Annotated in this window: 9 protein-coding genes and 1 tRNA gene; 4 read left to right on the forward strand and 6 right to left on the reverse strand. The window is 47.8% G+C overall.

Annotated elements, in window-relative coordinates; all coding sequences use genetic code 11:
* Positions 1-329: 329 nt before the first annotated feature.
* From IR173_RS02450 to IR173_RS02465, 4 genes are all read right to left on the reverse strand, one after another.
* A complete protein-coding gene (locus IR173_RS02450; RefSeq protein ID WP_237038098.1) occupies positions 330-2,675 on the reverse strand; it encodes a PAS domain-containing protein in 2,346 nt (781 codons plus the stop codon).
* 169 nt (positions 2,676-2,844) lie between these two features.
* Positions 2,845-6,072 carry a carbamoyl-phosphate synthase (glutamine-hydrolyzing) large subunit gene (gene carB, locus IR173_RS02455; protein WP_237038099.1) on the reverse strand — a complete coding sequence of 1,076 codons (3,228 nt, stop codon included), beginning with the start codon at positions 6,070-6,072 and terminating at the stop codon, positions 2,845-2,847.
* 256 nt (positions 6,073-6,328) lie between these two features.
* On the reverse strand, positions 6,329-7,405 hold the full coding sequence (carA, locus tag IR173_RS02460) for a glutamine-hydrolyzing carbamoyl-phosphate synthase small subunit (protein ID WP_237038100.1): 1,077 nt from the start codon (positions 7,403-7,405) through the stop codon (positions 6,329-6,331).
* 25 nt (positions 7,406-7,430) lie between these two features.
* Entirely contained in the window at positions 7,431-9,314 is a 1,884-nt protein-coding gene (locus IR173_RS02465) for an amidophosphoribosyltransferase (protein WP_237038101.1), read from the reverse strand.
* 1,009 nt (positions 9,315-10,323) lie between these two features.
* On the opposite strand from IR173_RS02465, the gene gltB reads away from it, so the two are divergent.
* From gltB to IR173_RS02485, 4 genes are all read left to right on the forward strand, one after another.
* The gene (gene gltB, locus IR173_RS02470; RefSeq protein WP_237038102.1) at positions 10,324-14,802 is read left to right on the forward strand and encodes a glutamate synthase large subunit; all 4,479 of its coding nucleotides are present in this window, start codon (positions 10,324-10,326) and stop codon (positions 14,800-14,802) included.
* 40 nt (positions 14,803-14,842) lie between these two features.
* Positions 14,843-16,183 carry a glutamate synthase subunit beta gene (locus IR173_RS02475; RefSeq protein WP_237038421.1) on the forward strand — a complete coding sequence of 447 codons (1,341 nt, stop codon included), beginning with the start codon at positions 14,843-14,845 and terminating at the stop codon, positions 16,181-16,183.
* Between the two features lie 150 nt (positions 16,184-16,333).
* The gene (gene asnB, locus IR173_RS02480) at positions 16,334-18,001 is read left to right on the forward strand and encodes an asparagine synthase B (RefSeq protein ID WP_237038103.1); all 1,668 of its coding nucleotides are present in this window, start codon (positions 16,334-16,336) and stop codon (positions 17,999-18,001) included.
* Positions 18,002-18,136: 135 nt separating this feature from the next.
* Positions 18,137-18,209 (forward strand) — tRNA-Thr (locus IR173_RS02485).
* A gap of 950 nt (positions 18,210-19,159) precedes the next feature.
* Here IR173_RS02485 and IR173_RS02490 read toward each other — a convergent pair.
* Together IR173_RS02490 and IR173_RS02495 are read right to left on the reverse strand one after the other, a co-directional pair.
* Entirely contained in the window at positions 19,160-19,402 is a 243-nt protein-coding gene (locus tag IR173_RS02490) for a hypothetical protein (protein WP_177798027.1), read from the reverse strand.
* Between the two features lie 136 nt (positions 19,403-19,538).
* Entirely contained in the window at positions 19,539-21,587 is a 2,049-nt protein-coding gene (locus IR173_RS02495; protein ID WP_237038104.1) for a sugar-binding protein, read from the reverse strand.
* Positions 21,588-21,604 lie beyond the last annotated feature (17 nt).

Here is a 21,604-nt window from a genome sequence, read left to right on the forward strand (position 1 = left end):
TACCGGCATTGTAACTCATAGTTTACGCTTATATCACCCACAGGACTTTCGGATTGACCCAAAAAGGGGTTGCGTCAAAACGTGAATAATGCTGTCGTTTCGTTCGTAGGGGCGAGATTCGCTCGCCCGAAAACAGTTTACTTTGTGTCTTCGGGCAGGCAAACCCTGCCCCTACAGCTGACGATGGGATAGGTCGGTTTAGTTTTGACACACTCCCCATCATTTGGGCACAGCCCTCGAATACCACAATGTGGCAGTAACTTCAGAGCCCTGACAGCCTCCTTATTATTCACCGGAGTTCATCATCGCGCCCCTTTTCCGGAAACAGTTTATAATGAATACTTTTCCAATATCCTCTCTATAGCCTCCTGCGATACGGGCTTCGTTAAATAATCATTGCATCCCGCCTCTATTGCCCTTTCCCTGTCCGACTCGAAAGCAAAAGCAGTCAATGCAATAATAGGAACATCCTTCGAATAGCCACGAATCAGGCGGGTTGCTTCCAATCCATCCATATAAGGCATCTTTATATCCATAAAGATTAAATCGGGATGATGCTCCTTATACATATTGACAGCCTCACGACCATCCCGGGCACGTATCAGTTTATACCTCTTGCCCAGAACAGTATTCATAAGCAAGAAATTACTATCCACATCTTCCGCCACCAACAGGGTGCGCAATTGCAATGACTTTATGGCTACTTTCAAGTGTTGTTGCCTTTCCGCATTTCTTTTAAACTCCTCCCGCTTGTTATGCATATCATACGGAATAGTAAAACGGAACGTAGAACCTTCATGGAGTTCAGACTCCACCGTGATAGCGCCGCCCATCTTTTCTACAATCATCTGGCAAATGGCAAGGCCCAACCCGGTGCCCTGAACAAAAGAATTCAGCTTGACGAAACGGCCAAAGATGTGGGATAATTTTTCTTCGGAGATACCTATACCGGTGTCCTTCACATAGAAATCTACATAATCCTTCTTCAACTCGAAACCAAAATGAATCTCACCCTCATAAGTGAACTTAATCGCATTGGTTATCAAATTGGTAATGAGTTGCAAAATGCGGTTCTTATCTTCGTTAATCACCAAGCTGTCATCCTCATTATCCAAAATCAGCGTCACCCCTTCCTGTACACGCCCTTTATGAATTTCATACACATTACGGCACATCTCACCTAAATCCATAGGCTGCTTGACGTATTCAAACGTCCCTGCCTCTATTTTAGACAAATCAAGAATGTCATTAATCAGTTGCAACAATACATCCGAATTCTGATTGATGATTTCGGAATAAAGCTTTTCGTCTTCCCGATTGTCTGTGGTAGTCATCAACCTTGAGAAACCCACAATCGCATTTAGTGGAGTGCGTATCTCATGGCTCATATTAGCCAGAAAAGCACTCTTCAACCGGTCGGACTGCTCCGCCTTGATACGTGCCTGAATCAACTCCTGCTCTATGTTCTGCATATTCGTAACGTCCCACGAAATGCCGATAATAAGAGGAGCACGCCCTTCGAGAGGCACCAATGTCTTCAATGTCTGAACAATACGCGTCTCGCCGGTGGCAGTCACATACGTCTCCTGCATCTCCAGACGTTCCCTGGTACGCATCAGTTCCAAATCATCCTGATGAAACTTCTCTGCATCCGTCCTTTCGGGAAATATCTCGAAATCAGTATGGCCCAACGCACGCGAAGCCGGAATCTTGGAATGATTGGCAAAAGCCTTGTTCCAATACAAATACCTGAAATCATCTTCCGGGTCTTTTACAAACATATATACAGGAATATTATTCAGAATGGCATCCATCAGATAATTCAGTTCACGCAACTCATCCCTGTTTCGAATCACATCCGTGATGTCTTGAGTAAAGAACCATACCACCTCTTCCTGTCCGTCCTCTATTATAAAGGCAGACACCTGATGCACACGTTCTTTTACTTCGCCCACACGGGTATATCGGGCATGATATCCCATGCTGCCTCCGTTATCACGTATTTCCTGCACCCGTTTTTCGAATATCTCTTTTGTATGAAGTGAAACCGGCAAATCATATACCTTCTGTACACCCAGTTCGCCTTTCACACCATATTCTTCAATGAATTGCTTATTGGCATACACCAAAGTGCCATCGGTAGAAGCAGCCAGAATGCTGTCGCTCACTTTATCAAGAACGCGTTTAAACACCTCCAGATTCTTTTGTGTAGCCACCCGCTCGCTGATATCACGACACATAATCAACACATACTCTCCGTCTAACGGAAAGATACGGTTTTCATAATAATGATGTGCACCATTGAAATCCAGTTCGTGATGGGCCGTAGAACCTTTGCCCGTCGCTATCACTTTCTGAAGATTATTATAAACATTGTGATACGCCTCCTCCGGAATCATGTCGCGCATGTGCATACCGGCAAAAGCACTATTAGGGACTCCTACATGATTGGTCTCTTCACTAGACACCACTCCTATACCTGTTCCTTCATGATTAAAGACCGTGAGCATATCCGGTAAAGACTCCAGAATCCTCACTGCATACTTCTCCTTGAAACTCTTGTCCGTTTCTTTTTCTTTCAGAGAGGTCAGTTCCTCTTTGAGCCGACGATTTTCATGTTGTAATCTTTCAAGCTCTTGCTCCAATAATTCCCTTGTTTTCTCTTGCCCCGACATATCAAGTAAGTTTATAATTACTTATGGGTCAAATATAACCACTTTCCATGAACAAAAGAAGGAATCACCGCAATATTTACCGTTAAATTTAATTTTAACAAATATCCACCGCAGCGGCAAGCTTGATTAACTGCCTCTACGGTGGATAAATAATGGGCGCGAAAGTTGATTACTTGTATTCTTCCCAGCTCTTGATGGCAATGTCGTCTATGGTCATGGTGCAGAATGCATGGATAAATGCACTTGCCAGACGAGCATTGGTAATCAAGGGAATATTCAGGTCGATGGCGGCACGACGGATTTTATAACCATTGTCCAACTCGCCTGCAGTCAGGTTCTTGGGAATGTTGACTACCATATCTATCTCTTTCTTATGAAGCATATCGAGGGCTTGGGGGTGTCCTTCTTCGCTGGGCCAGTACACGCGGGTATTCTCTACTCCGTTCTCGGTCAGGAACTTGGAAGAGCCGCCGGTGGCATAAAGTTTATACCCTTTCTTCTGCAACATACGGGCTGCATTCAGCGTATCGGCTTTCTGCTTGGCATTACCGGTAGACAGCAACACACCTTTTTCGGGAATGCGGTAGCCCACAGAAAGCATAGCTTTCAGAACGGCACACGAAGTGTCGGAACCGATACAGCCCACCTCACCGGTAGAGGCCATATCCACGCCCAACACCGGGTCGGCCTTTTGCAAACGGTTGAATGAGAACTGACTTGCTTTGATTCCGACATAATCCAATTCAAAAAGGTTCTTGTTCGGCTTCTCTACCGGAAGGCCGAGCATGACTTTTGTTGCCAGCTCGATGAAGTTTATCTTCAACACTTTACTCACAAAGGGGAAACTTCGCGAGGCACGGAGGTTGCATTCTATTACTTTGATATCGTTATCCTTTGCCAAATATTGGATATTGAACGGCCCGGAGATATTCAGTTCTTTAGCTATCTGACGCGAAATGCGCTTTATGCGGCGAACGGTCTCCACATATAGTTTCTGCGGAGGGAACTGAATGGTGGCGTCGCCCGAGTGCACGCCGGCATATTCGATATGCTCACTGATGGCGTATGCCACGATTTCACCATTCTGTGCCACAGCATCCATTTCCACTTCCTTGGCGTGCTCGATGAACTGGCTCACCACCACCGGATGCTTTTTCGATACATTGGCAGCCAGTTTCAGGAAACGTTCCAACTCTTCCTGATTGGAACATACATTCATGGCTGCCCCGCTCAGCACATACGAAGGACGAACCAATACCGGGAAGCCCACCTTGCCGATAAAGGCATTGATATCTTCCATAGAAGTCAGTGCACTCCATTCGGGCTGGTCTACCCCGATACGGTCGAGCATGGCCGAGAATTTGTCGCGGTCTTCGGCATTGTCAATGCTCTTGGCACTTGTTCCGAGGATGTTGACACCTTGTCCGTCCAGGCGGAGAGCGAGGTTATTCGGTATCTGGCCGCCGGTGGAGACGATGACTCCATGCGGGTTTTCCAGTTCGAGGATATCCATGACACGCTCGAAAGTCAACTCGTCAAAGTAGAGGCGGTCACACATATCGTAATCGGTAGATACCGTTTCGGGATTGTAATTAATCATCACACTGCGGTAGCCTTCCTTGCGGATGGTCTGCAATGCCTGTACGCCACACCAGTCGAATTCCACCGACGAACCGATGCGATAGGCTCCCGAACCGAGTACGACGATGGATTGACGGTCGCCCAGATATTTCACGTCATTGGCCACACCGCTATAAGTAAGATACAGATAATTGGTCTGTGCCGGATATTCGGCAGCCAGCGTGTCAATTTGCTTCACCACCGGAAGGATGCCCGCCTGCTTGCGGTGAGTGCGGACATACAGGCTACCCTCTTCCATGTCGCCTTCAAACCCGATGGCACGGGCAATCTGGAAATCAGTAAAGCCCTGCACCTTTGCCTTGCGAAGCAAATCGACAGGCATATCGGCTATCTGCTTATGGTTGTTTCCCCATTCGTGCAATTCTTTGGAGGTATTCATAATGTTCTGCAATTTTTGCAGGAACCATTTGTCTATCTTGGTCAGCTCATGGATTTGGTCTACGGTATAGCCCGCACGCATGGCTTTGCTGATGACGAAGATGCGCTTGTCGGTCGGCTCGCGCAAGGCCTTGTCCACATCGGCTATCACCAATTCCTTATTCTCTACAAAGCCGTGCATCCCCTGACCAATCATGCGCAGCCCTTTCTGAATAGCTTCTTCAAAAGTACGTCCGATAGCCATTACTTCTCCCACAGATTTCATGGACGAACCCAGTTCGCGGTCTACACCGTGGAACTTGCCCAAGTCCCAACGCGGAATTTTACATACCACATAGTCCAGAGCCGGCTCGAAGAATGCGCTGGTAGTCTTCGTCACAGAATTCTTCAAATCAAACAGACCGTAGCCCAGACCGAGTTTGGCGGCAACAAAAGCAAGCGGGTAGCCTGTGGCCTTGGAAGCTAATGCGGACGAACGCGAAAGACGGGCATTGACCTCGATGACACGGTAGTCTTCCGATTCGGGGTCGAACGCATATTGCACGTTACATTCGCCCACGATACCAATGTGACGGATGATGCGGATGGCCAGCTCGCGAAGTTTATGATATTCTGCATTGGTAAGGGTCTGAGAAGGAGCGATAACGATGGACTCTCCGGTATGGATACCCAGCGGGTCGAAATTCTCCATGTTACAAACGGTGATGCAGTTATCGTAACGGTCACGGACTACCTCATACTCCACTTCCTTCCAGCCTTTCAAACTCTTTTCAACCAGCACTTGCGGCGAGAAAGAGAAGGCTTTTTCGGCCAGGACGTTCAGTTCTTCTTCATTATCGCAGAAACCTGACCCCAAACCGCCCAAAGCGTATGCAGCGCGGATAATCACCGGATATCCCAGTTCACGGGCCGCACGACGGGCATCTTCAATCGTTTCCACCGCCTCGCTTTTAATGGTCTTGACATCTATTTCATTCAGCTTCTGTACGAACAGTTCGCGGTCTTCGGTATCCATGATGGCTTGCACCGGAGTACCCAGCACGCGGGTGTTATATTTTTCGAAGACACCGGCTTTGTATAGAGACACACCGCAATTCAAGGCGGTCTGTCCGCCAAAAGAAAGGAGCACGCCGTCGGGACGTTCCTTTTCAATCACCTTCTCTACAAAGTAAGGAGTGACAGGAAGGAAATAAATCTGATCGGCCACCCCTTCGCTGGTCTGCACCGTTGCAATGTTGGGATTAATCAGAATGGTTTCGATACCTTCCTCCTTCAACGCTTTCAGAGCCTGCGAACCTGAATAGTCGAACTCTCCGGCTTCACCAATCTTCAGTGCACCGGAACCTAATAATAATACTTTCTTTATATCGTCTTTCATATTTGTTCTTTTTTTTATCGTTTCGGGAGTGTGTCAAAACTAAACCGGCCTATCCAATCGTCAGCTGTAGGGGCAGGGTTTGCCTGCCCGAAGACACAAAACAAACTGCTTTCGGGCGAGCGAACCTCGCCCCTACGAACGAAACGACAGCATTATCCACGTTTTGACACACCCCCCATATTTGCGGTTGTATTCGGGCGGACACACGGGGCCGCCCCTACAGCCGTCATCGGGGGACTGATGACGGCTGTAGGCTTTATAATAGCTTCACGAATTCATCAAACAGAAATTCGGTATCTGTAGGCCCTGACGCAGCTTCGGGATGGAACTGTGCCGAGAACCAAGGTTTGGATTTGTGTCTGATACCTTCATTCGAACCATCATTCATATTGATAAACAGCGGTTCCCAATCAGTTCCCAACGTATTATTATCGACCGCATAACCGTGATTCTGACTGGTGATGAAGCAACGCTCCGTCCCCACCATGCGCACCGGTTGGTTGTGGCTGCGGTGTCCGTATTTCAGTTTGTAGATGGTAGCGCCCCCCGCTTTGGAAAGCAACTGGTTACCCATACAGATGCCGAAAATGGGCTTGTCGCTCAGCCCCATCGCCTTACGAATATTCTGTACAGCCTCATCACACGTATCAGGGTCACCCGGCCCGTTCGAGATGAACAATCCATCATATTCCATTCCGGTGAAATCATAATTCCAGGGTACGCGAATCACCTCCACATCACGTTTCAGCAGGCATCGGATAATATTAGTCTTTACCCCACAATCCACCAAAACCACTTTCTTTTTGCCTGCTCCCTCATTGTAGCGAATCACTTCTTTGCACGAAACCTTATCCACGTAATTGATGCCTTCATAGCGGGCTTCGGGCTGATTGTCGGGTTCATCATCAAACACGATTTTTCCCATCATCACCCCATGTTCGCGAAGCACCTTGGTCAGTTCGCGCGTATCGATGCCGGTAATGCCGGGCACTTGTTCGCGCTTCAACCAGTCGGCAAGGCTTTCTTTTGCATTCCAATGGCTGAACTCTTCACTATAATCGCTGACAATAATAGCCTCGGCATGGATGCGCTCACTTTCCATAAAGGTGGCAAGCCCGCCAGACCCGATGCTAAAGGGAGGCACGCCGTAGTTACCCACCAACGGATAAGTCAAGGTCATCAACTGCCCTGCGTATGAAGGGTCTGTCAAGCTCTCAGGATAACCGGTCATAGCGGTATTGAATACAACTTCACCGGCTACCGGTTTCTCATAACCGAACGACTTGCCCGAGAAACGGCTCCCGTCGTCAAGAATCAATGTTACATTTCTCATTTAATCTATCTTGAATTTTGTTCTTTTAGAATTGGTATACCTTTTCTATATAGTCTATAAATGCTTGATTTACCAGCTTCACACCGCCCGGTGTGGGATAATCGCCACTGAAGTACCAGTCTCCGGTGTGCGACGGACAGGCTTCGCGCAATCCTTCCAAGGTCTGGTAAACAATCTCCACCTTTGCCCGCGTTCCCTTCGGAGTGAGCAGCTCCACCATCTTGGCGGCAATCTCCTCATTGGTAAACGGTGCATAAATCTCTTTCACATAGTTCACCATCTGCTCTTTGGGCATCCCTGCCTGATTTTTCGACTTATGATAAGCACGCGCAATGACATCTTTCATATCGCGCTCTTTCAGGAGTTCGATGGCGGCCTTGAATGCGATAAACTGATCCATGCTCGCCATATCGATGCCGTAGTAGTCGGGATAACGTACCTGCGGAGAAGAAGAGACAATCACAATCTTCTTGGGATTCAGACGGTCAAGGATACCGATGATGCTCTGTTTCAGCGTTGTTCCCCGCACAATGCTGTCGTCTATAATCACCAGATTGTCTACGTGAGGCACCAAACTTCCATACGTAACGTCGTACACATGAGCCGCCAGGTCATTACGGCTGTTGCCTTCGGCAATAAACGTACGCAGCTTGATGTCCTTTATCGCCACTTTCTCACTGCGGATGCGCCAAGAAAGGATTCTCTCCAGTTCATCGTGACTGGGGTTGTGTCCCAGCTCCTCTATCTTTCTCACCTTCAATTCATTAAGGTAGTTATCGAATCCTTCGAGCATACCATAAAACGCCACCTCCGCTGTGTTCGGTATAAAGGAGAACACGGTGTGCTCCACATCATAATCTATCGCTTTCAGGATAGGGTTCACCAACTTCTCACCCAGCAGTTTTCTTTCCTTATAAATATCCACATCACTGCCCCGGCTGAAATAGATACGTTCAAAAGAGCATGCCTTCTTTTCCTTTGCCCGGTTGATTTGTGCCAGGCGCATCTTTCCGGCTTTATTCAGAAAGATAGCCTGTCCCGGCTGCAACTCGTTGATGCTTTCGACAGGCACATTGAGTGCCGTCTGAATGACCGGACGTTCTGAAGCCAGTACCATGATTTCGTCATCCATATACCAGAATGCAGGACGAATGCCCCACGGATCGCGTACGGCAAAAGACTCACCGCTTCCTGTCATTCCGCAGATGACGTAACCTCCGTCCCACTCCCTGCTCGATGTCTTCAGCACATTGCCCAAGTCAATACGCTCCTCGATGGCATGAGTGATGTCCATGCCCTTTAATCCTTCGGCTTCGCACTGCACATAGAGACGCTCCACTTCACGGTCGAGGCGGTGTCCCACCTGTTCGAGCATAATGTAAGTGTCGGCATACTTGCGCGGATGCTGTCCGTCAGCCGTGATGCGTGCAAAAATCTCATCCACATTGGTCATATTGAAATTACCGCACAATGCCAGGTTCTTGGCACGCCAGTTATTGCGGCGCAAGAAAGGATGCACATACGATATCCCACTCTTTCCGGTAGTGGAATAACGCAGATGCCCCATATACACTTCCCCCGCAAAAGGCAGGTATTTCTTGGCATATTCGGCATCATTCAATTGCTCGGGAGTCAAGTCCTTGAAATTAGCCTGCACATTGCCGAATATCTCTGTTATCGCTCCCGACCCCAACGCCCTTTCGCGAAACATATATTCTTCACCGGGATTGGCTTCCAGCTTCACACAAGCCAGTCCCGCCCCCTCCTGTCCGCGGTTGTGTTGTTTCTCCATCAGCAGATACAGCTTGTTCAAGCCATACATCCAGGTTCCATACTTTTCCCGGTAATACTCCAGCGGTTTAAGCAATCGTATCATTGCCACGCCACATTCATGCTTTAACGGTTCCATTTTCTCTCCTTTAACCTCATTATTTTATACTAAAAAAACTCTCGTTACTCTTTTCCGAAGATGTCTCCATTGTTTTGGCAGAATGTTTCCATTGTTTGCCAAAGATGTCTCCATTGTTTGCCCTTGCCCTCCTTGCCTGTCCCGGCACACGGCCGGCAGGTTTTGATGTATCAACGGTGCGGACAAGCGAATGTTTTCCGCTGTCTCGGTACAATTAAAAACAAAAAATAAGTCTAAGTAATGGGAAATCCGGAAATATTCAAATAGTAGAATCAAAAAGGCGGTATCGGAACTACGGCTGAAGATTAATCCCTGTTGCTGAAGTGTCTGTTGGCGGGATGCGTAGTTTGGTGTATTGGGTGTAATACTTAACCTCCTTCCTATGTCAATCAATGCGATGCCTGCACTGCCATAGCCCCGATGTTCCCACCGTTTCGGGCTTTTTATGAAGGCAGGGTAAACATCTCGTTTCTCAATGCAGCCTACTGTTCCACACATAATCTACTAAATACTATGTTCTGATTCGGCTGCAAAGATACAAATATCGATTAACATAAATGCAATAAAAACCATAAATAATTGACGAAAGTAACAAAAAAAGTAGAAATGAAAATCTAAAAGAAATGTTTTGTTCCTTTTCTTAATAAATATGAATACTTACATTCTTATATCACTTCCGCCCTCTTCCATTATGATTTAAAAGTTAGTTGCATATCGGAACCGGCAATGTGAAAGTTGCAAGGAGAACCGGAGGGATACAGACACCGACCATCATCTATAGAGAAATGAAACGACTAAACTTATAATTTGAAAGCATTTCAGGTGAATTACATTTCAAACAGAAAGCAAAAACAGCACATACCCAACAGAGTATAAGGCAGACCGAAGAGTGACTATCTTTTTATCAATATAAACCCGCCAGACAGAAAGCAAAAAGAAATAAAACACTTACATTTGCAGAACAAATTGAAATACAAATCAACATTATCACAAACTAAAGACAGTTATAATGGTAAAAAGAAAGCAAAACGGTCTTTATGACGCAACCAACGAACATGATGCCTGCGGAGTAGGTATGGTAGTCAACATTCATGGCAATAAATCGCATGAGCTGGTAGATTCCGCATTAAAGGTTCTGGAAAATATGCGCCATCGCGGTGCGGAAGGAGCTGATAACAAGACCGGCGACGGCGCGGGAATCATGCTACAAATTCCCCACGAATTCATCCTCTTGCAAGGTATACCGGTACCCGAAAAAGGAAAGTACGGAACCGGACTGGTGTTTCTGCCTAAAGATGAAAAAGAGCAGGCCGGCATCCTAAGTATTATGATTGAAGAAATAGAACGTGAAGGGCTGACACTGATGCACCTGCGCAATGTGCCCACCAATCCCGATTGCTTGGGAAATGACGCACGAACCACCGAACCGGATATCAAACAGGTGTTTATCACCGGAGTGACTGATGTGGAAAACTTGGAGCGTACCCTCTATGTCATCCGTAAAAAGATTGAAAAACGCGTCCGGCATAAAGATTTCTATATCGTTTCCCTATCGGGCAAAAACATTATATATAAAGGGATGCTTTCGTCCATGCAGGTGCGCGAGTACTTCCCGGACCTGACACAACCTTACTTCACCAGCGGACTGGCATTGGTGCACTCCCGCTTCAGCACCAACACATTCCCTACATGGAGTTTGGCACAGCCTTTCCGCCTGTTGGCGCATAATGGTGAAATCAATACCATCCGCGGCAACCGAGGATGGATGGAGGCACGCGAAAGTGTTCTTTCCTCTCCGGCATTGGGAGACATCAAAGCCATCCGCCCCATTATTCAGCCGGGTATGAGCGACAGTGCCTCACTAGACAATGTGCTCGAATTTTTTGTGATGTCGGGATTGAGTCTGCCTCATGCCATGGCGATGCTGGTTCCCGAATCATTCAATGACAAAAATCCTATCAGTGAAGAATTGAAAGCGTTTTACGAATACCATTCTATTCTGATGGAGCCCTGGGACGGGCCTGCCGCCCTATTGTTCAGTGACGGACGGTTTGCCGGAGGTATGCTTGACCGCAACGGCCTGCGCCCTGCCCGTTATCTCATTACCAACAATGATATGATGGTAGTGGCCAGCGAAGTAGGTGTGATGGATTTCGAACCGGGAGAGATTAAAGAAAAAGGACGTCTGCAACCGGGAAAAATACTGATGATTGATACTGAACAGGGTAAAATATATTATGACGGCGAACTGAAAGAACAATTGGCATCGGCCCGCCCCTACCGCGCCTGGCTGTCTACCAACCGCATCGAACTCGATACCTTGAAAAGCGGACGCAAGATAGACAACCGGATAGCCGATTACGACCGTATGTTACGCACGTTCGGTTTTTCGCGCGAGGACATAGAACGCACCCTCATACCGATGTGCGACACAGGGGCCGAGCCTGTCGCCTCCATGGGGAACGACACGCCTCTGGCTGTCCTCTCGGACAAGCCGCAATTATTGTTCAACTACTTCCGCCAACAGTTTGCACAGGTCACCAATCCGGCTATCGACCCTATCCGCGAAGAATTAGTGATGTCGCTCACCGAGTACATCGGCGCCGTAGGAATGAACATCCTGATACCCAGCGAAAGCCATTGCAAAATGGTACGTCTGCCCCATCCCGTACTGAACAATACCCAACTGGACATTCTCTGCAATATCCGGTATAAAGGATTCAACACCGTGAAACTCCCCATCCTATTCGAGGTGAGCAAAGGAAAAGCCGGACTGCAGGAAGCACTGAGTGCCTTGTGCAAGCAGGCTGAGCAATCCGTGACCGACGGAGTAAACTATATCATTCTGAGTGACCGTTCCGTTGATGCGGCTCATGCCGCCATCCCGTCACTGCTGGCGGTAAGTGCCGTCCATCATCACCTCATCTCGGTTCAGAAACGCGTACAAACCGCATTGATTGTAGAAAGCGGCGAGATTCGCGAGGTGATGCACGCCGCCCTGTTACTGGGGTATGGGGCCAGCGCCATCAATCCATACATGGCCTTTGCCGCACTGGATGAACTGGTGAGGAAAGGCGATGTGCAGATGAACTACGAAACGGCCGAAAAGAATTATATCAAAGCCATCTGCAAGGGCTTGTTAAAAATTATGAGCAAGATGGGTATTTCTACAATCCGCTCTTATCGGGGCGCGAAGATTTTTGAAGCCGTAGGAGTCAGTGAAGAATTATTAAGAGATTATTTCGGCACACAGACATCAAGCATCGGGGGTATCCGCCTGGAAGAAGTCGCCAAAGATGCCATCGCCTTGCACGATGCCGGATTCTCTCCGAAAGAAGTGAACGACATTTTACCACACAACGGACTGTTCTCTTTCCGCAAAGACGGAGAACGGCATGCTTGGAATCCGGAAACCATCTCCACCCTGCAACTGGCCACCCGACTGGGCAGCTATAAAAAGTTCAAGGAATTCACCTCTATGGTAGATGGAAAAGACTCTCCCCTCTTCCTGCGCGACTTCTTCGGACACAAACGAAACCCTATTGATATTGAAAAGGTGGAGCCGGTAGAAAACATCGTGAAACATTTCGTGACAGGAGCCATGTCCTTCGGTGCTATCAGCAAGGAAGCACATGAAGCACTGGCACTGGCCATGAACAAACTGGGTGCACGCAGCAATACAGGTGAAGGGGGTGAAGACAGCGACCGTATTACTGGCACTTACGAAGGTATCTCACTATGCAGCAAGACCAAGCAGATAGCGTCGGGACGTTTCGGCGTCACTGCCGAATACCTGGTCTGTGCCGAAGAAATCCAGATAAAGGTGGCCCAAGGCGCCAAGCCGGGAGAAGGAGGACAATTACCGGGATTCAAGGTAGATGAGGTGATTGCCAAAACCCGCCACTCCATTCCGGGCATCTCGCTGATTTCGCCTCCGCCCCACCATGATATTTATTCCATCGAAGATTTGGCCCAGTTGATATTCGACCTGAAAAACGTAAACCCACAGGCACGAATCAGTGTGAAACTGGTGGCCGAAAGCGGAGTGGGAACCATTGCCACCGGAGTGGCCAAAGCGAAAGCCGACCTGATTGTCATCTCGGGAGCCGAAGGAGGAACCGGCGCGTCACCTGCCTCAAGTATGCGGTATGCAGGTATCTCGCCCGAAATAGGGCTGAGTGAAACGCAACAGACCTTGGTACTGAACGGACTCCGCGGACAAGTAAAACTGCAAGTGGACGGACAGTTGAAAACCGGACGGGACATTATCAATATGGCTTTGCTAGGTGCGGAAGAATTCGGTTTCGGCACCACCGCATTGATTGTGCTGGGATGCGTCATGATGCGCAAGTGCCACACCAACACCTGTCCCGTGGGCGTGGCCACCCAAGACCCCGAACTGCGCAAACATTTCCGCGGGCATTATGAATATGTAGTGAATTATTTCACTTTTCTGGCACAGGAAGTACGCGAATATCTGGCCGAAATGGGATTCGCCCGACTGGAAGATATCATCGGACGTACGGATTTAATTGAAATACAACAAATGCCCGGTGAGAAGAAATCCTCACTGCTGGACTTCGGCAAACTATTGCACAGAGTGGACAACGGAGCCGCCATACACCATGTCATAGAACAGAAGCACGATATCGCCCATGTAAAGGACGTAACCATTCTGACTGCCGCCCGGGATGCCATAGAAAACGGAAAAGAGATTTCCTTGGAATACACCATCGCCAACACAGACCGTTCGGTAGGAGCCATGCTCGCAGGGGCAGTTGCCAAGAAATACGGACAGGCAGGGCTTCCGGAACAGACCATCCACATCAAATTCAAAGGCTCGGCAGGACAAAGTTTCGGTGCATTCCTGACTCACGGCATCAGTTTCAAGCTGGAAGGTGAAGCGAATGACTACTTGGGAAAAGGACTGAGTGGCGGACGCATTGCAGTACTGCCCCCCGTGCGCAGCAATTTCGATGCGGAAAAGAATACCATCGCCGGAAACACCCTGCTGTATGGTGCTACCGATGGCGAGGTGTATATCAACGGACGAGTGGGTGAACGCTTCGCCGTCCGCAATTCCGGTGCGACCGCCGTGGTAGAAGGTGTAGGCGACCACTGTTGCGAATATATGACCGGAGGACGAGTCGTGGTACTGGGGGAAACCGGACGTAATTTTGCTGCCGGAATGAGCGGCGGGGTGGCTTACGTATGGGACAAACACCATCACTTCGATTATTTTTGCAACATGGAGATGGTGGAGCTTTCTCTTATTGAGGAAGCGTCTTACCGGAAAGAACTGCATGAACTGATTCGCCAGCATTACCTTTATACCGGCTCCAAACTGGCACGAACCATGTTGGATGACTGGAATCGATATGTGGACGAATTTATCCAAGTAGTACCTATCGAATATAAACGAGTATTGCAAGAAGAACAAATGCGCAAGCTACAGCAAAAAATAGCTGATGTACAAAGAGATTATTAATACATCACACAAATTATCAACAAAGAAATACAACAAAGAGATGGGAAATCCAAAAGCATTTTTAACCATTCCGCGTCAGGAGGCGGGCTACCGTCCCATTCACGACCGGATATCAGACTATAGCGAAGTGGAACAGACTTTGAACAGCCGTGACCGTAAACTTCAAGCTTCACGCTGCATGGACTGCGGTGTTCCTTTCTGCCACTGGGCCTGTCCGCTGGGCAACAAGCAGCCCGAATTTCAAGATGCCCTCTACAAAGGCAAATGGGAGGAAGCCTACAAGATATTGAACGAGACCAACGACTTTCCTGAGTTCACAGGCCGCATTTGCCCCGCCCTCTGCGAAAAAAGTTGCGTGCTGAAACTAAGCATGGACTCCCCCGTCACCATCCGCGAGAATGAAGCGGCCATTGCCGAAGCAGCCTTCCGCGAAGGTTATATCAAACCCCGACACATCGAACGCAACGGGCGGAAAGTAGCCGTTATCGGTGCCGGGCCTGCAGGACTGGCTGCTGCCAACCAACTCAACGGAAAAGGTTACACTGTGACCGTCTTTGACAAAAACGAGGCTCCCGGCGGCCTGCTGCGTTACGGTATCCCCAACTTCAAGCTGCACAAACCCATCATCGACCGCCGTATCCGGGTGATGGAAGAAGAGGGCATTCTCTTCAAAATGAACAGCGACATGGATGTGCGGCAACTCCCCGAAGGTTTTGACGCTTACTGCATCTGTACCGGAGCTCCGACCGCGCGCGACCTCTCCGTTCCCGGACGCGAACTGAAAGGTATCCATCCGGCACTGGATATGCTGGCTCAACAAAACCGTATCCTTGCCGGCATGACGTTCACGAAAGAACAATTGGTTACTGCCAAAGGTAAGAAAGTAGTAGTCATCGGCGGAGGTGACACCGGTAGCGACTGCATCGGAACCAGCAACCGGCAAGGTGCTGCAAGCGTCACCCAAATCGAAATCATGCCTCAACCGCCCGTAGGACAGAACCCTGCCACTCCGTGGCCCCAATTCCCCATTGTGCTGAAAACCACCTCTTCTCACGAAGAAGGGTGTAGCCGCCGGTGGTCCCTTGCCACTCATAAGTTTCTCGGCAAAAACGGTAAAGTCTGCGGTGTGGAAGTGGAACAGGTGGAATGGATTCCCAATCCCGACGGTGGCCGCCCTATCATGAGACCCACCGGAAAGGTGGAAGTGATTGAAGCCGACCTGGTTCTTCTGGCAATGGGATTCTTAAAGCCCGAACAACCTGAATTTCCCGAAAATGTCTTTGTGGCGGGAGATGCCGCAAGCGGAGCCAGCCTGGTGGTACGCGCCATTGCCGACGGACGGAAAGCGGCAACGGATATAAACAGTTATCTCACTAAATAAGGAAAATATATTCGCATTCATTGACCGTCCACTCTTTCCATACAAGTGTTTCAGCACTTTTAAGAGAGGCATCATCCACCGTAGGGGCAGACCCATGTGTCCGCCCCCCAAAAATACAACTAATATTAACTACCAAAAACAAATACAACCATGTGTGGAATCATCGGAATATTCAACATCAAGCAACAAACGCAGGAACTGCGCCGGAAAGCCTTGAAAATGTCTCAAAAACTCCGTCACCGCGGACCGGACTGGAGTGGAATCTATGTGGGCGGCTCTACCATCCTGGCTCATGAACGCCTCTCCATCGTAGACCCTCAAAGCGGAGGCCAACCTCTATACAGTCCCGACCGGAAACAAATCCTTGCCGTAAACGGAGAAATCTACAACCATCGGGATATACGTGCAAAATACGCCGGAAAGTATGCATTCCAAACCGGAAGCGACTGCGAAGTCATCCTTGCCCTATACAAAGACAAAGGCATCCGCTTTTTGGAAGATTTGAACGGCATCTTCGCCTTTGCCCTCTATGATGAAGAGAAAGACGATTTTCTCATTGCCCGCGACCCCATCGGCGTCATACCTTTATATATAGGTAAGGACAAAGAAGGAAAAATATATTGTGCCAGCGAACTGAAAGCTCTTGAAGGGTTCTGCGATGAATACGAACCTTTTCTTCCCGGTCATTACTATTGGGGGAAAGAGGGCAAGATGACCCGTTGGTATGTCCGTGACTGGTTTGACTACGAAGCCGTGAAAAACAACAGTGTTCATTCTCAGGACATACACGACGGACTGGAAGAGGCGGTTAAATGCCAACTGATGAGTGATGTGCCCTACGGCGTACTTCTTTCCGGCGGTCTGGACAGTTCCGTCATCTCTGCCATTGCCAAAAAATATTCCAAGAAGCGTGTCGAGACTGATGACAAGAAAGATGCCTGGTGGCCTCAACTCCATTCATTTGCCATCGGTCTGGAAGGTGCGCCCGACCTGATAAAAGCCCGCGAAGTGGCCGATTTTATCGGAACTGTCCACCATGAAATCCATTATACCCTTCAAGAAGGTCTGGATGCGCTTCGCGATGTCATTTACTACATTGAGACGTATGATGTCACCACCGTCCGCGCGTCTACCCCAATGTATTTGCTGGCACGCGTCATTAAAAGCATGGGAATCAAAATGGTACTGAGTGGTGAGGGAGCTGACGAAGTGTTTGGCGGCTATCTATATTTCCACAAAGCTCCTACCGCCCAAGCTTTTCACGAAGAGACCGTCCGCAAACTGAGTAAACTCCATTTATACGACTGTCTCCGCGCCAATAAATCACTGGCCGCATGGGGAGTGGAAGGACGTGTGCCTTTCCTGGACAAAGAATTTCTGGATACAGCCATGCGTCTGAATCCCAAAGCCAAGATGTGTTTTGGAAACACCATCGAAAAGAAAATAGTCCGCGAAGCCTTTGCCGATATGTTGCCCGAAAGCGTGGTATGGCGTCAAAAGGAACAATTCAGTGACGGTGTGGGCTATAGCTGGATTGATACGCTGAAAGCCGTGACAGCCGAGGCCGTCACGGACGAACAAATGGCACATGCTGCCGAGCGTTTCCCCATCAATACTCCGATGAACAAGGAAGAATACTATTACCGAAGCATCTTTGAAGAACATTTCCCCAGCGAAAGTGCGGCGAAATGTGTGCCGAGCGTTCCCAGTGTTGCCTGTTCTACGGCTGAAGCTCTTGCGTGGGACACCGCCTTCAAGAACATGAACGACCCCAGTGGCCGTGCTGTAAAGGGAGTGCATGAAGAAGCCTACCAATAAATCCGGCATCAATTGACACAACAAAAGCGGATAACTGAAAAAATTATCCGCTTTTAGTTTCTCCGTTTCAAAAGAAAGATATATATTTGCAACGCTTTTTCAGAAAAGCATCTGCAATTGCAGAAAAAAACAGTTGCCGAAATAGCTCAGTTGGTAGAGCAATTCATTCGTAATGAATAGGTCCCGGGTTCGAGTCCCGGTTTCGGCTCATCAAATAGGCTGCATCACAATGATGGCAGCCTATTATTTTTTCCGAGGCAGTGAAATTTAATGGGAACTGAGCAGACGAGATGTTACGGTGCAGTAGATATGATGGTCGGAAATGATTGTCGCAAACATTAAAGTTTATGGCAACTATTTATCTATCAGTCTTAAAAAACAATACAAACCAGCAAAAGGAACTTATATTAAATATTAAGCTGAATCCTTGATATTCTGAAACAGAATAGCTATTTTTGTCAAAATGATATAATAATGGGAAATTGGAGTGACCAGCAATAAATAAAAAAAGAAGGGAAGGAAAAGGATAAAACAAGACGAGAAAAACTCGCAGGGTATTTCTTCGACCTGTCTAAACTTTCTTTTGCAGGGTTGGTTATAAGTATTATATTACCGCTGTTCTCTAATGTTGAAAATACAATATTATGGCTTGCGGCATTATTCGGAACAGTATTAACAATTTCGTCAGCTATGCTGGCGAATAAAATATTAAAGTAGATATGGAAGCATTAGTCGCAGTTTTTGCATTAGGATGTGTAATAGTCGGAGGTATATATCTGTGGACTTTTACACAAAACGGTAAAAAATGGTTGAAAAACCTATAGAAACAATATAATTATCAACTTACCAAATCACTAAAAACAATCGTATGACTGTCGGTTTGATTGTCGCAACATAAGATTTTGCAAGTCTAAAGAATTTAAAACCAATAATTACCTATCATTTTTTGATTCATTCGTAATGAATAGGTCCCGGTTTCGGCTCATCAAAGGGGTTGTGTCAAAACGTGGATAATGCTGTCGTTTCGTTCGTAGGGGCGAGATTCGCTCGCCCAAAAACAGTTTACTTTGTGTCTTCGGGCAGGCAAACCCTGCCCCTACAGCTGACGATGGGATAGGCTGGTTTAGTTTTGACACACTCCCTTACCCCCCCTCTTCCTTAATTAATCTCTTCCTTGTATTTTATCACCGCCCTATAATGCAGTTTATGTGCCAATGTTATAAACTCATCATTTAATCTTTGAGGCACGCACGGCTCACCGGTTATATAATCTATGCTGTCACAATAAATACTGACTCGCCCCGCCAAATACATAAAGTGCTTCACATCTATATCCTCACTACCCAGCGTTCTGACAAAGAACTCACTTGAGTAGTACTCGGGGTCTTCCATTCCTTCCATATTCTCTTTTTTATATTATATGCAACAAAGGTCGACATTTAATCGGAATAAACAAATAAAAACTCCGATACAATTTCCCTTTATCAGAAAATTATATCGGAGCTTCACCCCACTACTCCATAAGAATAATGCAGGTTTACTTCACTATAAAGCCTCTTTTATCCAAATAAGCTTTAAAACGGTGCAGATATTCTTCGCTGGGGCCGGCAAAAAAAGAAACGCCCGAAGCTCCATTGTCATAGGCTTCGTCCAACGCTTTCTCAAAATCATCTTTGATATCGCCAAACATTAACCCTGCATATACCTTTGCCCGCCCATTGACGGTTTGCACGCTTTCCTGCACCGAACGGCCAATCCATTCGGCACCTTCGTAATAAAATTTATTATAAATCATCGGGAAATAAGCATCCAGCGACCAGTTGCCCCAATCCTGACGAACCATCTTCCGCGCCATGGAAGGCCCGGGGAATACGGCTGCCGAAATAAACTTATGGTCGGCTTTTACAGCTTTCGTAATGGCCTCTACCACATGAGTGACCGCATCCAAACGGAAGTTTATCCAACTCTGATTCTCCATCGGATACTTCAGTTCCAAAGGGTCTTGACCAGTCTGCGCCTTGAACAGTGCCCGACAAGTGTCACAATAACAATAGTCGTATTCAGGCAATTCCTCTTTCTGCTCGATGCCATAGTTTTTCCACAGACTGACCGGCAGCACGACATCCGGCATACGGACGTAATCCAGATGAACTCCGTCTACATAGGGCTTATGAGCCTCTTTCACATAATCTTCTGCCAAATACTGAGCCACTCCCGAATGATTGGGACAAAGGAAACGGTAATAATCCACATAAGCAGGCTTGTCGTGACTCGACTCTCCCTTACGGTTGACAGCATACCAGTCAGGATGCTTGTCCAGCAATTCCGCACGGTTCATCGTCCACTTCCAATAGTGGGCTTCCAGACCGGCTTCCTTGCACATGCGGTAAATGTCCTCATCATAACCTTCAAAAAGCACTCCCGAAATGCCACATTCTTTCAACAACTTGAACCACTTCTGCCAGTCTGCCGCCGAACGGTCTTTAGGAACACCTGTCCACACCCAGTTCTTCACTTGGCGCGAAGCTATTTTCTCTATATGGAAACGTCCTTCATTATTAATGACATAGCGCACTCGCTCTGCCGGATTCGATATAGCAATGCGATACGTGTTCCGGGTAGCCTCCACCGTAATCTCGGCACCGGCAGGAAGATTCTTCAGTTCCTTTTCCGTAAGGAAGAAGCTGTCTTTGGTACGCAGATAGTTATGCTCTTTTCCGTAATATTCCTGCTGGGCATAGAACATAGCCCACAGCAGTTTATACATGGGCTGATTGTAAGGATAGACAAATCCGGCCTTGCCCGTCCCTACCTTATCATCGGAAAAATAAAGATAGCCCCAACGGTCGGGCATGTGCATATCAATCTTTCCGGTAGCACTCCACACCCAGTTTTCTTCAGGACCGTTCGGCTTCAACCACTGCACGCGCGAGAAATTGATGCGCCACGTATTTCCCGCCTTCAGGGGATTATTGAAATTCATGGTCAACGCCTGATGGGGAATGGCCATCTCCACACTCCAATATCTGTCTTTATCCTTCGGTTTATTCAACGTTCCCTCGCAATGAACGGCCATCTTCATTCCCGGACAGTCCCACTGCACCATGAAGTTACCGCCGGAGCGATAAGGCTTGTCCAGCATCAAATCGAAGATGACTCCCCGGGCATTGGTCTCGATTTCAAAGTAATTATGTCCGTCACTGTCCGGGTCAATAAATACCTCGAAGTCATTATCATAGTAAATAATGGTATCGCGGCGAGTCAGACGCGCCTTTATATCCTCTTCTTCAAGGACGGCGCCAATATACAGATAATTGTCGTCCCAAAGCATTTTGGCCGTTGTCTCATATTTGGGAGCAGGAAATCCCTCTCCGCTGATGTCGACAAAAGGAGCCGTAGCTTCGGCCTTCTGCCACGAACTTTCGTTCAACTTACCGTCTATCTTCAGTTTTCCGTCTGCACGATAGCAAACATACGTGCGGGGGTCTGTCAGGAAACGTTCATATTTCTCATACAGACTCTGGGCTCCGGCAGGGAGACAAGACAACAACAGCAGGAGCGAGTAAAAGTATTTCAGTTTTTTCATGATTGTTCCAAAGCTTC

It is taken from the genome of Phocaeicola faecalis (assembly GCF_021730445.1).
In the GTDB taxonomy this organism is placed as follows: Bacteria; Bacteroidota; Bacteroidia; order Bacteroidales; family Bacteroidaceae; genus Phocaeicola; species Phocaeicola faecalis.

Bases quoted from the DNA above. Each gene is read 5' to 3' on its own strand.
- gltB (WP_237038102.1), top strand. From the start codon at position 10,324: ATGGTAAAAAGAAAGCAAAACGGTCTTTATGACGCAACCAACGAACAT.
- IR173_RS02450 (WP_237038098.1), bottom strand. From the start codon at position 2,675: ATGTCGGGGCAAGAGAAAACAAGGGAATTATTGGAGCAAGAGCTTGAA.
- IR173_RS02465 (WP_237038101.1), bottom strand. From the start codon at position 9,314: ATGGAACCGTTAAAGCATGAATGTGGCGTGGCAATGATACGATTGCTT.
- carB (WP_237038099.1), bottom strand. From the start codon at position 6,072: ATGAAAGACGATATAAAGAAAGTATTATTATTAGGTTCCGGTGCACTG.
- IR173_RS02490 (WP_177798027.1), bottom strand. From the start codon at position 19,402: ATGGAAGGAATGGAAGACCCCGAGTACTACTCAAGTGAGTTCTTTGTC.
- carA (WP_237038100.1), bottom strand. From the start codon at position 7,405: ATGAGAAATGTAACATTGATTCTTGACGACGGGAGCCGTTTCTCGGGC.
- asnB (WP_237038103.1), top strand. From the start codon at position 16,334: ATGTGTGGAATCATCGGAATATTCAACATCAAGCAACAAACGCAGGAA.
- IR173_RS02475 (WP_237038421.1), top strand. From the start codon at position 14,843: ATGGGAAATCCAAAAGCATTTTTAACCATTCCGCGTCAGGAGGCGGGC.
- IR173_RS02495 (WP_237038104.1), bottom strand. From the start codon at position 21,587: ATGAAAAAACTGAAATACTTTTACTCGCTCCTGCTGTTGTTGTCTTGT.